Below are 14,935 nucleotides of genomic sequence, written 5' to 3' on the forward strand. Positions count from 1 at the left end.
AGACAATTCAGTAAAATGGATTCAAATACAGAAAGTGCTTACATTTCCATCACGGTATTATCCAGTTACTTAAGATTGATACAAAAAAAATAGCCTACTTCATGTAATGAAGTAAACTATTTATTAATGTTATTTTATTCTAAGAAATCTTTTAGGCGTTTACTGCGGCTAGGATGACGTAATTTCCTTAATGCCTTAGCTTCAATTTGACGGATACGTTCCCGGGTAACACCGAAGACTTTACCAACCTCTTCAAGTGTACGAGTCCGGCCATCATCCAGTCCAAAACGAAGGCGAAGTACATTTTCTTCCCTGTCAGTAAGAGTATCTAGCACATCTTCCAACTGCTCCTTTAATAATTCATAAGCAGCATGTTCTGAAGGTGAGGTGGCATCCTGGTCTTCAATAAAATCACCTAAATGGGAATCATCTTCTTCACCAATAGGTGTTTCAAGAGATACAGGCTCTTGGGCGATTTTTAAAATCTCCCTTACCTTATCAGGTGTAAGATCCATATCTTCACCAATTTCTTCTGGTGTTGGTTCACGGCCAAGGTCCTGAAGTAATTGACGCTGAACACGGATTAATTTATTAATCGTTTCAACCATATGCACAGGAATACGAATTGTCCTAGCTTGGTCAGCAATTGCACGTGTAATTGCTTGGCGAATCCACCAAGTTGCATACGTACTGAACTTAAAACCTTTTTGATAATCAAATTTTTCAACGGCCTTAATTAATCCCATATTTCCTTCTTGGATAAGATCAAGGAATAACATACCACGGCCGACATACCGCTTTGCTATACTTACGACAAGCCTTAGGTTTGCCTCTGCGAGGCGTCGCTTTGCTTCTTCATCGCCTTGTTCAATACGGAGCGCCAATTTTTTTTCTTCATCAGCAGAAAGCAGGTCAACCCGGCCAATTTCTTTTAGATACATACGAACCGGATCATTTATCTTAACTCCAGGAGGAACGCTAAGATCGTTTAGGTCAAATTCATCATCATCACCTTTTGCTAATTGCTTAGGATTTGGATCTTCTTCTTCGCTATCGCCAACTAGTTCAATACCTTGGTCACCGAGGAACTCAAAGAATTCTTCCATTTGGTGGGAATCTAATTCATAGTTAGCCAATTTCTCGGCAATATCATCATAGGCAAGGACGCCGGTTTTTTTCCCCAGTGCCGTTAACTGGTCTTTCACTTGTTCAAAAGTGAATTCATTTTCCACTTCTTTTGAACGGGCTGATTTTTCAGCAGCCATATGTCCCACTCCTTCCAGAATCAAAGACAGTAAAAATGGAATCTATAGAGATTTACGCAATTGAAGGATTTCCATTGCAATTGCTGCAGCTTTAGTAAAATCACTTTGTCGCTCTGCTTCTTTTTGTTCCACTTCTTTTTCTTTTATCTTTAACAATTTTTGATAATTCAACACCTGTTTGATATAATCACTTAATTCATGATTGGTTAACTCATCGTTAATGGGCATCATTTCAATGTTTGCAACCATTCTTCTGAGATTATCATCTTGAATATAGGACAAAAACGCACTTGAATCAGACTGGAAATGTTCTTCATAAAAAGATAACAGATAGGTTATTATTGCCTGATGTTCATCAATATTAAACGTATTACCTTGTAATAAATCCTGCACTTTATAAGCTACATCGCGATCCTTTAACATGTGAGCAATTAGCCGTCTTTCTGCAGTATAATGCTTTGGCTTAAGTTTATTGTCATGCTTTTGGACTAAAATAGGCTTATTTACAGGTTGCTTATTTCCAGTTGATTTTCTTTTTTCTGCAAAGAATATTTCCTTTTGCTGCTGTTTTAATGCATCTAGTGAGAGTGAAAATTCAGCCGCCAATTGGCGTAAATAATGATCCCTTTCAACAGCTTTATTCAAAGTGCTGATTTCCTTAATTATCACTTCGATATATGCAAGTCTATCTCCTTCATGTTGCAGATTTTTCCCCCTGCGAAAGTAAAGAAATTTGAACGCCATCCACGTTAGACTTGCACCGATAACTTCATTTCGGAATTTTTCGGGACCATTCTTCTTAATATATTCATCTGGGTCCATTCCATCTGGCATCATCGCAACCTTTACCTGGAATCCACCATCGCTAAGGTGGTTTCCAGCACGATATGCTGCCTCAATCCCGGGTTTATCAGAATCGTAGCAAATGGTTACGGATTGGACATTTTGCCGTAAGAGGGCTATATGTTCATCTGTCAAGGAAGTCCCCATCGTGGCTATACCATTTTCCACACCAGCGCGATCTGCAGAAATGACATCAGCAAATCCTTCAAATAAAACAGCAAATTGTGATTTTTTTAAGCTTGGCTTCGCATTATGGTAATTGTATAAAATCTTACTTTTATTAAAGATTGGCGTTTCAGGACTATTTAAATATTTGGGCTCGTCGGCCCCAAGTGTTCTTCCTGAAAAAGCAATCGTATTGCCGTTTCGGTCAAAAATTGGAAACATAATTCGATCTCTAAATCGATCGAAGTACGTCCCATCTCTTTCACGTTTGATAATTAATCCGGCTTTCTCCATCCATTCAGGAGGAAAATCTCTTTTTGAAAGAAATTTAAAAACATAATCCCATGAATTTAAAGAATACCCAATTTGGAATTTATCTATTGCTTCTCGAGTAAATCCCCTCTGTAGCAAATATTCCAAAGCATGTTGACCTTCCTTTGTATTTACTAGCAAATGATGGTAAAATTTCTGTAACAGCTCATGAGCACCTAGGAATGCTTGGTGCTCTTCTGAAAACTTTTTCTCACCATGTCCGCCAGATAAGTTGATTTCAAGGTCAATATTAGCCTTTGCCGCTAGTTTAATGGCTGCTTCTTGGAAGGAGATACCTTCAAGCTCCATTAGAAATGAAAAAACATTACCACCAGCGCCGCAGCCAAAGCAATGGAAAATTTGTTTATCAATAGATACAGAAAATGATGGGGTGCTTTCTCCATGGAATGGACATAATCCGAAGTAATTTCGCCCCTGTTTTTTCAGTTGAACATAATCGCTAATTACTTCGACAATATCAACAGACTGACGAATTTGATTAATCTTTTCTTCGGCAATACGTTCTGCCATGTAAAACAACTCCATTTGGTATTCGGCAGGAACCTTTTAAATTCCTGCAAATTTCGACAAAATTTTCGTTAATCTTGTCTTAAATTTTTCATGTTAAATAGGTTTTAGTCCTTTCCATAAACTCCCCTTTTTTCTTGCCTGTGCGTATCAACATATTTCCAGTCTGTATGTAGAGTTTTCTTCTTTGATATGTTGAACGTAGAAAGCAACAAAAAGAACATGGGCGCTATACTTCAACACTATTTCGACAATCTCCGCTTTAACCGGGCATGAATCTACATCGGCATAAATAGTCGGATTGCCTTTTACATAAGTATTAATTCTACATTACTCCGCATATTCCTTCTTTAACAAATAACTTTTGTAAAAGGAGTTATGTCGAATTCTTTTTAGGGGGTCCCCTTGACATCTAACAATAAATAGTTTATTCGTTCATAAGCAAGTCTAAACCTAAAAAGATATATTTTTATCACAATTTTTTATTATAGTACATTTATTATCATTTTACCATAATTTTTTTTGTTATTATTCCACTTTCTATCAGCAGAAAACACATAATCAAATGATTATGTGTTAGCCTCTCCCTTTATGAAAATAATTTAAGATAACATTTGCCGTCTCTTCTACCGCTTTATTGGTAACATCAATAACAGGGCAATTTATTTTCTGAACTACTTTTTCAAAAAAGATTAGCTCCGCTTTTATCCTGCCGAGCGTGGCATAACTTGCCTTATCATTTAAACCCAAAGAAATTAACCGTTCCCGTCTGATATTGTTTAACTTTTCAGGGCTTATTTTCAAACCAAAACATTTCTCGATTGGAACTCTATAGAGTTCTTCTGGAGGATCTACTTCCGGTACAAGCGGGACATTCGCTACCTTTAATCGTTTATGAGCTAAGTACTGTGAAAGTGGAGTCTTTGAAGTCCTTGAAACCCCTATTAATACAATATCTGCTTTTAATATTCCTCTTGGGTCACGGCCATCATCATATTTTACGGCAAATTCGATTGCTTCCACTTTTTTGAAATAATCTTCATCTAATTTTCGAACAAGTCCTGGTTCACATAATGGTGTTTTACCACTAAACTGTTGAATCTGATCCATAATTGGACCAATCAAATCGACAGCTATAATCCCTTCCTGTTCAGTTCGATTCTTAATATATGTACGCATTTCAGGTTTTACCAGTGTAAATGCCACCATTGCTTTATCTAATAAAACTAGTGAAAGAACCTCATCAATATGTTCCTTATCCTCCACATAAGGGAATCTCTTTAATGTCATTCCGGAGCCATTGAATTGGCTTATTGCTGCTTTTGTAACTAATTCAGCGGTTTCTCCCACTGAATCGGATACTACATAAATAATTGACGATCTCATTCTCCCTCAACAACCCCTCATCATGTTATCTTGTTACTCATCACCCAACGCAACGAACGCTTTGGTAATATTTGTTTTGGTTATTCTTCCGATAACCTCAAATCCATTTTCTGTTTCCCGAACCACTGGAAGTGCATCGATTTGTTTTTCAATTAATTTCTTAGCGATATCAATTAATAAATCTTCCCGTTCACACATGGTGATATTAGGCATTCTTGTCATAATAATATTTACAGGTATAGTAGTCAGTTCTTGCTTACCTATACTTGCTCGGAGCAAGTCCTTTCTGGATAAAACTCCAACAAGGATCGTGTTTTGATCAACTACAAACAAGGTTCCTACATCTTCGAGGAACATTGTACAGATTGCATCATACACGGAGATATTTTCATTCACTACAACAGGAATGGACTGATAATCTTTCACGTATATTTTTTGTAAATTTTCAGTTAAAAGTTGTGTCCCCGATTTACCAGTGTAAAAATACCCTACACGGGGCCTCGCATCTAAATAACCAGCCATAGTCAGAATGGCAAGATCCGGTCTAAGTGTCGCCCTAGTCAAGTTCAATTGTTCTGCAATATGTTCTCCCGTGATCGGCCCATTTTCTTTTACAATTTGCAAAATATGTTCTTGCCGTTTGGTCAGTTCGATTGTTCACACCACCTTTGTTTCCCATTTAGAAACGGTTATCTCAAAAAGCTTACTTTATTAGGAATATTATATACTATTGAATCTATTAAGAAAACTCGCCAATCGGCGAGTTTTTTCTTAAAACATCATTTTTTCTTGCAAGAAGCTAACTAGTTCATGTATCGAGATACGCGTTTGCTCCATTGTATCACGATCGCGAACTGTAACCATATTATCCTCTTTAGAGTCGAAGTCATAGGTAATACAAAACGGAGTACCAATTTCATCATGACGGCGATAGCGTTTTCCAATCGATCCTGATTCGTCATAATCTACTGAAAAATGTTTAGCCAGAGTGGCAAAAACTTCACGTGCTTCTTCTGACAATTTCTTCGATAACGGAAGAACCGCTGCTTTAAATGGAGCTAATGCAGGGTGGAAATGCATAACCGTTCTAGATGTACCATCTTCAAGCTGTTCTTCATCATAAGCATCAATTAAAAACGCTAACGTAACGCGGTCTGCCCCTAAAGATGGTTCAATACAATAAGGTACATACTTTTCATTTGTTTCCGGATCGAGATAATGGAAGTCCTCACCAGAATATTCCATATGCTGCTTCAAATCATAGTCTGTTCTTGAAGCAACCCCCCAAAGTTCACCCCAGCCAAACGGAAATTTAAATTCAAAATCAGTTGTTGCATTACTGTAATGAGACAATTCATCCTCTGAGTGGTCGCGAAGTCTTAAATTTTCCTTTGAAAGGCCTAATGACAATAACCATTGTTCTGCAAATTGCTTCCAATAATCAAACCATTTCAACTCCTCACCAGGCTTACAGAAAAATTCAAGTTCCATTTGTTCGAACTCTCTTGTTCGGAACGTGAAGTTCCCTGGAGTAATTTCATTTCTAAAACTTTTACCAATTTGAGCAATACCAAAAGGCATTTTCTTTCTCATCGTCCGCTGGACATTTTTAAAATTAACGAAGATACCTTGGGCTGTTTCAGGACGAAGGAAAATTTCATTTGTACTAGATTCTGTTACTCCTTGGAAGGTTTTAAACATTAGGTTGAACTGGCGAATTCCAGTAAAGTCATGACTGCCGCAATCTGGACAAGCGATATTGTGTTCTTTCACCAACTCTTCCATTTTTGCAAATGGTAAGCCATCGACGACCATTTCAATGCCTTTTTCATCAAGAGCATTTTCAATTAATTTATCGGCACGATGACGTGCTTTACAATTTTTACAATCTATCATCGGATCATTGAAGTTCCCAATATGGCCAGATGCTTCCCACGTACGCGGGTTCATTAAAATACTTGCATCTAATCCGACATTATACGGGGACTCTTGGACGAATTTTTTCCACCAGGCCTGCTTAATATTGTTTTTAAATTCAACGCCTAACGGGCCGTAATCCCAAGTATTTGCAAGGCCCCCGTAAATCTCAGAACCAGGAAAAATAAATCCTCTGTGTTTTGCATGTGAAACGATTTGGTCCATTGTTACATTCATAGAAATTGCTCCTTTAAGTAAATTTTATTCAAACAAACAAAAAAACTCCCGTTCCTATGCTAGACTAGCATAGGGACGAGAGTTACCCGCGGTTCCACCCTATTTGCTGCAAAGAAGCAGCCTCTTTTATCGTGTTACTAAACACAAAGATTGCTCAGGAACGCCTTCGTTAGTTCCCTATACCCTAGCTTACACTATCCTAGGTTCGCTTTTATAGAGGATGACTAAGTACTCTTCTCCGTCACTGCAATTATTTTATTAATGAAAATAATAGCGAAAACTCCAAACATTGTCAACAAGGCAATTATAAGAGATTGCGAAATTTATCCATGGAATTTAGAAACTTTTTGGATTTTAAGTGCAAACCAGAATACTCATCATAGTAGGCAGTAATCACCTTCTTAAGTTCTGCTTTCGTTTCTTCTTTCACAGAAACATTTCCTAGCCTGGATAGATCAAAATAATAAAATACCCTTAATAATTTAACCGCGGCAGCTGATAATTTAAGATGGTACGGATCTTTATCTAAACATCGATGACAGATAAATCCACCTTCACGAATAGAAAAAGAAAAATGTCCGTCTGTACTGCCGCAAACGGAACATTGATTTAAGATTGGGTTCAATCCCATAACATTTAGCATTTTCATCTCATAAATATTCACAAGGATATCTGGGTCATAACCTTCATTTAAGTAATTTAATGTTTGAAAAAGCAATTCAAAATGAAAAGGATTTGGTTTCTTTTCATCCGTACATTTATCCGTTAATTCGACAATATAACTAGCATATGCAGTCAAAAAAATGTCTTCACCAATCGATCTTAATGAAGTAGCAGTTTCTCCTTGCTGCAAGCCACCTAAACCAGTTCCTCTCGTAATGAGAAAATAACCATGTGTAAACAGTTGTGTAATGGAGGAAAGGCGGCTGTTAGGCTTTTTTGCCCCACGAGCCATTACGCCAACCTTTCCCCATTCCCTAGTATATATAGTCACTATTTTATTTGTTTCACCATAATCAGTTGTTCTAATAACGATGCCTTCACACTTCTGAAGCATTATTGTCACCTTCTAAAGTAGCACGAAGACAAACTTATGAAACGGGAAAATCGATTTGTGCTAGCTCATCATTCAGATTTCCGGGTATTTCCTGGTTTTCCTTCTCTAGTTCCTTAATGAGAAGATATGTGTCAATATTACCTGTTTGGAGGAATACTTTCCACGTAAAATCCATCATTGAAAACCCCACCTTTCATATTTAGACTAGCTTTCATTCGGTCCCAAACCTTACATTTATCATAGCCTGCCAGCGCAAAAATCATAAGACGAAATATTTGTTAATTGTGTCCATGCATAATTTAAAATAAAAGGTAATATTTTAGTTAGGGCTTATTTATTAGTATTCATCTTCGTTAAAACCGTAATCTCGCAGCTGGGACATCTTATTACGCCAGTCTTTTTGAACTTTTACCCATAACTCTAAATACACTTTAGATCCTAAAAGATTTTCAATATCAGCACGTGCACGTTTACCAATTTCTTTTAACATACTTCCTTGCTTTCCGATAATGATTCCTTTTTGAGAATCACGTTCAACAATTACGGTCGCCATGACATCAATCATGTCTTTACCTTCTCGTCGTTCCATTTTGTCGAGAACAACAGCGAGCGAGTGTGGAATTTCTTCTCTTGTTAAGTGAAGAGCTTTTTCCCTGATCAGCTCTGTAATAATAAATCGTTCCGGGTGATCTGTTACTTGGTCTGCTGGATAGTATTGTGGTCCCTCTGGCAAGAAAGACTTAATCTGTTCGAGCAATCGTTCCACATTATTACCTTCAAGCGCAGAGATTGGTACGATTTCTTTAAATGGATATTTTTCTTGATATGATTCAATAATTGGTAATAATTTGTCAGGATGAACTTGATCAATTTTATTAATGACAAGAAAGATTGGCGTATTTACGGTTTGAAATTTTTCAAGGATAAATTCTTCACCACGGCCAAACCCTTCTTCAGCATTCACCATAAACAAAATCAAATCTACTTCTTTAAGCGTATTTACTGCTACCTTCATCATAAAATCGCCTAATTTATGCTTTGGTTTATGAATTCCTGGCGTATCAATAAATATCATCTGTGCATCATTTACTGTTAACACACCTTGGATTTTGTTTCGAGTGGTTTGCGCTTTATCACTCATGATGGCAATTTTTTGGCCAATCACGCGATTTAGAAACGTGGATTTCCCGACATTGGGCCGGCCTATTATAGAAATAAAACCTGACTTATAACCTTTGCTTGAGGACTCATTATTTAGCATAGAGATCCTCCGATGCAACAAATACACATACTTTTGCTTCTTCATTTAGGTATTCGATATTCACTAGTGTTCTTCCCTTCCAGCAGAAGTCTGCTGTTCCTTTATTTTACCTCAAAATCCATTGAAAATCATTACTTAAAGCCGGAAAAAATTAAAAAATTAGAATTTTCTCATAAATCAGCAAGTCTACTTTTTCGCTGTTAAGTCATTTTACCGAATTCATCATTCCATTTCAAATTGCAGTCAAATCCCTATTTCTAATCGTCTAAAATAACTCTAAAAAATAAGGTAAAAAGATCGCAATCCCAATGACAACAGAAAGAATGGCATATACAAAGACAGCACCAGCCGCTAAATCTTTCGCCTGTTTTGCCAAGAAATGATATTCATCTGTAACGAGATCTACTACTCGTTCGATCGCAGTGTTCACCATTTCGAGAGCAAACATTCCTCCTATTAACACAAGGATAAATAACCATTCAGTTTTAGTAATTGAAAAATAATACGAAATAAGTAAAACAACAATCGAACTAAAAAAATGGAAGCGCATATTTCTCTCGGCCCTCAGGGCAGTTGCAATTCCCGCGAATGCATATGAAAATGACCTTAGAATTCCAAACTGTGCCGGTTTAGCGTTTGAGTCCATATTCGTCTAAAATGTCCTTCTGCAAGGTAAACATTTCTTTTTCTTCTTCTTCAGTCATGTGATCATAACCCAGGAGATGCAAGAATCCATGTACAGCTAAGAAACCAAGTTCACGTAAGAAAGGATGCCCATATTCTTCTGCCTGCTCAATAGCTTTAGGAACAGAAATAATGATATCACCCAAAACCCGCGGCATATCAGATCCTACTAGTTCCATTTCACCTTCCCCTAGTTCTTCCATTGCAAACGATATAACATCGGTTGGTTTGTCTTTATCGCGGTATTCTCGATTAATTTCCTGAATTCTTTCATTTGAGACAAATGTGACAGATACCTCACTGTGCTCTTCCACATCCTGTTTTTTTGCGGCAAAGTTAATTACCCTTTCGATTTCAAGCATTTGTTCTTCAGTAAGTGTTTCCGTTTCGTCGATACAATCAATTAGTAATGTCATGCTTGCTTCACCTTCTTTATCATTTCTGGATACTCAATTCTAGAGTGAAAAATTCCTTTTAAAGTTTCACATAACGCTTCAGAAACCGTTTCGATTTCTCTCATTGTGATATCACATTCGTTTAATTGTCCATCTTGAAGACGATCTGCAACAATTTTCTTAACTAGTGATTCAATTAATTCAGGCGTAGGCTGGGATAAAGATCGAACTGCTGCTTCGACACTATCAGCAATCCCAACTACTGCAGACTCTTTTGTTTGTGCCTTAGGTCCAGGATACCGATAATCCTCTTCCTTAACTTCCGTATCAGCTTGGACCGCTTTGTGGTAAAAGAATTTTAGCAAGGTAGTTCCATGATGCTGCTCCGTAATATCAATAATTTCCTTGGGCATATTGTATTTTTTCAAAATAGAAGATCCATCTGTTACATGTGCAATAATAATATTCGCGCTTTTATCTGGCGGGAGACGATCATGTGGATTCTCAAGATGCATCTGGTTTTCAATATAAAAATTAGGGCGCTTTGTTTTTCCAATATCATGATAATAACTTCCTACTCTTGCTAAAAGCCCATTCGCTCCAATTGCTTCACAGGCAGATTCCGCTAAATTAGCGACCATCACACTATGATGATATGTACCTGGTGCTTCCATTAAAATTTTTCTAAGTAATGGATGGTTGGGATTAGAAAGTTCTATTAGCCTCATCGTTGATAAAATCCCAAAACTCGCCTCAAAAAAAGGAAGGAGTCCAATCGTTAGGACTGCTGAACCTATCCCTGAAACAAGGGCTGTAATAAGATAATATCCATACTCAATTCCAGTAAATTGTCCATTCGGCAGATACATTAACGCTAAGATTGTCAACAGGTTTACAAGTGCCGCAAAGGAGCCTGCCTGAAAAATTTTCGACCGTTGATTGAGTTTACTTAAAAATAGGATACCCGTTAAGGAACTAAATAGGATATAGATCCCCTCTGAAAAGTTTAAAGTCCCTGTAACCCCTTCATTAAATAATATACTTCCGCAAACCGCCATGATAATCGACATTAGCGTGGCTAACTTTTCATCAATTAATATTTTAATTAACATCCCGCCTAGAGCAGCAGGAAATAAATAGCCGATTCCAGCATAATTAAAAATTTGCAGCATGCTGATGATTTTCATAATAAGTAACGTAAGGATGAATATTATCCCAAATAATAACAAGTCCGTTTGCCTTTTTCCTGGTATAGACTTTATTTGAGAAAAATAAAAATAGAGAGCTGATAGAATGATCGTTATAAGAACTATTAAGCCAATAAAAGGTTTGAACGATCGTTCATTATCAAGGAGGCCGACTAATTTTAATTGTCGATAAATATCCTGGTTAATTAATTCTCCTTCTTCAACAATAATTTGCCCCTGTAGGATTTTAGCTGGTTCCACACTTTCTACAGCTTGCTGCCTTAGTTCTTCGGTTGCATTTGGGTCATAAAATTCATTTTGAATAATAGCATACCTGCCCAATTCAATGACACCACTTCTTAAATCATCATTTAAAGTTGTATATTTTAATTCTTCCTCAACCCTTTTTTTGGCATTTTCAACATCATCAGCTGAAATACGCTGAGCCATGACATTATTAATCGCTGTTACAGTTAAATCCTTAGCAATCGATAATTCATCATGACTTGCTTGGACTAAAGCAGCAAAGACTTGATCAGACAGACCTTTGGAGACATTCGGTGTTAATTTTGCTTTTAATCGGTCCATTTTTTCTGAATCACTTGGTTCAGGTTGTTCAGGTTTTTCTTCCGTTGCTAACTCAGCATGCTTGTTAATTTCTTCTTGTATTTCATCATTCATTTCAACCGTGGCTTGAAAAATAGAGCTAATTAAATCCACTCGATTTTGTGTGTATTCTTTTTTTAATGTATAGACATCCTGCACCTGATCTAGTGCGTCTTTACGCTTATTTTCTGTACTTTTCCGATCCTCCACTGTTCCTGGTGAACGAATTGTTTTTTCCGCAACTGAAAATAGGCTTAAATCTAATTTCTCAGGTTTTACATTACTATACATCGCTGCAAATAATACGGTACCTAACATTATAAAGAATAGTACTAGAAAGAAAGTTATATCCAGCAGCTTACGTATCCGTATGAAGTATTGCTGAAGTTTACCCAACTATATCCCTCCAACCACTGCCCTTGAAAAAAGATTCATTTTGTTCATAAATCAATTCTCAATAATTGTCATATTTTCACTGTTTTTGCTTCATGTAAAATGATAACAGTTTTTCGTACAAGTTTCACCTTCTTTGAAGAAGATTTGTTTTAGGTCCATATTTCAGAAAAAAAGAGGTAAACCTGAAATAGGTCTACCCCTCTTGTTATTGTTGGACTGTTTTCTTCTCGTATGCTTCAATAATTCTGCCAACGAGCGGATGACGAACGACATCTGTTTGTTCTAAAAAGATAAACGAGATTCCGTTGACATTTTTTAATATTGCTTCTGCTGCAACTAAGCCAGATTTTGCCCCTTTTGGTAAATCAATTTGGGTTTGATCCCCAGTGATAACCATTTTGGACCCAAAGCCAAGTCGAGTTAAAAACATTTTCATTTGTGCATGTGTTGTATTTTGGGCTTCATCTAAGATGACAAATGCATCATCCAATGTACGCCCTCTCATATAGGCAAGTGGGGCAATCTCAATTGTTCCTCTTTCCATTAATCTTTGTGTATGCTCTGCCCCTAACACATCATGAAGCGCATCATACAAAGGCCGTAAATATGGATCCACTTTTTCCTTTAGGTCCCCTGGTAAAAAGCCAAGACTTTCCCCCGCTTCTACCGCTGGTCTGGTTAAGATTATTTTATTTACCTGTCCATTTTTAAGGGCGTTGACAGCCATGACAACAGCTAAATAGGTTTTACCTGTTCCAGCAGGCCCAATCCCAAATACAAGGTCATTTTTTTTGATAGCCATCACATATTGTCTTTGACCAAGTGTTTTAATTCGAATAGTTTTTCCTTTTACATTTTTGCCAATTTCTTCTTCATATAAATTCACAAAATATTCTAATGTCCCAGCATTCGCCATTTGCACTGCATATAGGACGTCTCTTTGACTAATGTTTATCCCTTTACGGATCACAATCATTAATTTATTTAAAATCTGTCCAGCCAGTAAGACCTTTTCTTCATCCCCTGACAAACTAACAGCTTCACCACGAGTAATAACTGTGACTCCAAGTTCCTGTTCAATGATTTTTAAATTGGAATCAGAATTCCCTAGCAAACTAATTGCCTCTGCAGGATTTTCAAGCTGTACACTTATGGTAGTTAACTTTTCTGTCATTCACTAGTCTCCTTGGAAATCGGTTGTCCAACCGCAATATTTTCTATTACCTTAAAATGAATATCCAGTATAACTTTACCATTTTTATTTGCTTTGTGTAAAATTTTTTCATCTTTTATGATAGCATCCTCATCTAGCCGCCCTTTTATTTGTTTTTTTGCAAGTTCAATGGCTATTTGTTGTGCCTCTTTAATAGTATAGGTACGCTGGACCTCTTCTCGCTGACGAAGGGTCTTATTGAGATAAGAAACTGGCAATTCCCACTTTAAGAAATGAATTTTATGAACATTCTCCTCTGTTACATAATTACTGAATTCTGGCTTACCGAACCCCCAAACAGGGAGCTCAAAATTGCCAAGTAAAATAAAATGTTTTTCCATTTCTTTACCGTTATAAACTTTAAAGTTGGTTTCTAACGGGAGTTCAACGTGACTCTTATACCATGTTTCTCCCCAAACTTCACCTTTAGCAGCTACCAATTCTGGTTTTTCTTCTTGTCCAAATACACCTGAGACAAGGAGTTGTCCCTTGTCAACGTGATCATGAATATCCACCATTTTTTGACCATTTTCAATATACATATTAACAATTATTGCTTTCTTTTTCGCAATTAGATTCCGAGGTGATAAATGCTCCGGTTTTTTTGGCTCATTCTTTTCAACTACTTGGAGGTGAAAGGTTGTCCCTTTTAACTCCACACCAACCCACGTTAAGTCCCCGATATTATTAGTCAGTTTCCTCTGGATACCCTCCACATTATCTACAAAAAATTGTAACTTTCCAATTTTCACGCCCATCTTGTCCAATTCTTTACGGATCTGATACTCTGTTGCTGGTTTTGCTCCTTTTATTTCAATCCCCCAGATAACATTGGATAAAAACATTAAAAGCAACAAGAAAAGTCCTGCACCTGCCAAAAAACCACTATTCTTCAGCATTCTCCGGATTAAAAAAGGGCCCCCGTTCCTTCGTAAGAAGGATATGGAGCAATCACTTTTCCTAGCATATTTCCTGATATTCTTGGCATCTTTAAGCCTCATATTAAACGTAATTGTCTCGGTTCCATGTCTTTTGATATTCCAGATTGGAAGATCATTTCTTGTCAGGACATTAATAAATCGTTCAGTGCCCTTGCCAGATACTTTAACAGTAACCCTGCCATTAAAAAATTCGATCCACTGGTTATTCATTTTTTTCCTCCCGGATTTTCATTTATATAAATGACCTGATCAATTTTCCCTTCAAGCAAAATTTCTTCAGGTAAGATTGTTTTAATTACAAAAGATTTACCTTTTATTAATAACTGCCCTTGCTTTAACAGCAAGCGGAGTTCTTTATCAGTAAATACCAACAACCCGCGATGATTCTCAATATAGACATGAATTTGCCCAATCATGGTTATCCTTGGTAAATCCATCATGACATCTTGAGGAAGATCCATTTTTTCAGCCATCCAGTTACGAACCCGCCCGGCCCAGTTTTTTGCCATAAAAAAAGAACCCCCTTTCATCTCATATTTATG

14 protein-coding genes and 1 other annotated feature are annotated in these 14,935 nt (G+C 37.0%); all 14 genes read right to left on the minus strand.

Annotated elements, in window-relative coordinates:
* Nucleotides 1–134: 134 nt before the first annotated feature.
* A complete protein-coding gene (rpoD, locus tag FS608_RS02615) occupies nucleotides 135–1,265 on the minus strand; it encodes an RNA polymerase sigma factor RpoD (RefSeq protein ID WP_026563551.1) in 1,131 nt (376 codons plus the stop codon).
* Between the two features lie 42 nt (nucleotides 1,266–1,307).
* Nucleotides 1,308–3,116, minus strand: a complete 1,809-nt coding sequence (gene dnaG / locus FS608_RS02620; RefSeq protein ID WP_144547713.1) for a DNA primase — start codon at nucleotides 3,114–3,116, stop codon at nucleotides 1,308–1,310.
* Nucleotides 3,117–3,689: 573 nt separating this feature from the next.
* A complete protein-coding gene (locus FS608_RS02625; RefSeq protein WP_144547714.1) occupies nucleotides 3,690–4,499 on the minus strand; it encodes a pyruvate, water dikinase regulatory protein in 810 nt (269 codons plus the stop codon).
* A 33-nt stretch (nucleotides 4,500–4,532) separates the two neighbouring features.
* On the minus strand, nucleotides 4,533–5,153 hold the full coding sequence (gene ccpN, locus FS608_RS02630; RefSeq protein ID WP_144547715.1) for a transcriptional regulator CcpN: 621 nt from the start codon (nucleotides 5,151–5,153) through the stop codon (nucleotides 4,533–4,535).
* A gap of 117 nt (nucleotides 5,154–5,270) precedes the next feature.
* Nucleotides 5,271–6,653 carry a glycine--tRNA ligase gene (locus FS608_RS02635; protein WP_144547716.1) on the minus strand — a complete coding sequence of 461 codons (1,383 nt, stop codon included), beginning with the start codon at nucleotides 6,651–6,653 and terminating at the stop codon, nucleotides 5,271–5,273.
* A gap of 68 nt (nucleotides 6,654–6,721) precedes the next feature.
* Nucleotides 6,722–6,907, minus strand: a binding site (T-box leader).
* 50 nt (nucleotides 6,908–6,957) lie between these two features.
* On the minus strand, nucleotides 6,958–7,710 hold the full coding sequence (recO, locus tag FS608_RS02640; RefSeq protein ID WP_144547717.1) for a DNA repair protein RecO: 753 nt from the start codon (nucleotides 7,708–7,710) through the stop codon (nucleotides 6,958–6,960).
* Nucleotides 7,711–7,744: 34 nt separating this feature from the next.
* Nucleotides 7,745–7,888 carry a YqzL family protein gene (locus tag FS608_RS02645; protein ID WP_066257674.1) on the minus strand — a complete coding sequence of 48 codons (144 nt, stop codon included), beginning with the start codon at nucleotides 7,886–7,888 and terminating at the stop codon, nucleotides 7,745–7,747.
* Between the two features lie 159 nt (nucleotides 7,889–8,047).
* A complete protein-coding gene (gene era, locus FS608_RS02650) occupies nucleotides 8,048–8,971 on the minus strand; it encodes a GTPase Era (RefSeq protein WP_144547718.1) in 924 nt (307 codons plus the stop codon).
* A gap of 265 nt (nucleotides 8,972–9,236) precedes the next feature.
* A complete protein-coding gene (locus FS608_RS02655) occupies nucleotides 9,237–9,617 on the minus strand; it encodes a diacylglycerol kinase family protein (RefSeq protein ID WP_144547719.1) in 381 nt (126 codons plus the stop codon).
* Nucleotides 9,601–10,071 (minus strand): rRNA maturation RNase YbeY, encoded by a 471-nt coding sequence (ybeY, locus tag FS608_RS02660; protein ID WP_144547720.1) that lies wholly within the window; start codon nucleotides 10,069–10,071, stop codon nucleotides 9,601–9,603. The genes FS608_RS02655 and ybeY overlap by 17 nt, the downstream gene beginning before the upstream one ends.
* Nucleotides 10,068–12,239 (minus strand): HD family phosphohydrolase, encoded by a 2,172-nt coding sequence (locus FS608_RS02665; protein WP_144547721.1) that lies wholly within the window; start codon nucleotides 12,237–12,239, stop codon nucleotides 10,068–10,070. Before FS608_RS02665 ends, ybeY begins: the two co-directional genes overlap by 4 nt.
* Before the next feature lie 205 nt (nucleotides 12,240–12,444).
* Nucleotides 12,445–13,413, minus strand: coding sequence for a PhoH family protein (locus FS608_RS02670; RefSeq protein ID WP_144547722.1), 969 nt, complete (start codon nucleotides 13,411–13,413; stop codon nucleotides 12,445–12,447).
* Nucleotides 13,410–14,603, minus strand: coding sequence for a sporulation protein YqfD (gene yqfD / locus FS608_RS02675; protein ID WP_144547723.1), 1,194 nt, complete (start codon nucleotides 14,601–14,603; stop codon nucleotides 13,410–13,412). Before yqfD ends, FS608_RS02670 begins: the two co-directional genes overlap by 4 nt.
* Complete coding sequence (gene yqfC / locus FS608_RS02680) at nucleotides 14,600–14,902, minus strand: sporulation protein YqfC (protein ID WP_144547724.1); 303 nt, start codon at nucleotides 14,900–14,902, stop codon at nucleotides 14,600–14,602. Before yqfC ends, yqfD begins: the two co-directional genes overlap by 4 nt.
* Nucleotides 14,903–14,935 lie beyond the last annotated feature (33 nt).

This window comes from Bacillus sp. X1(2014), assembly GCF_007678255.1.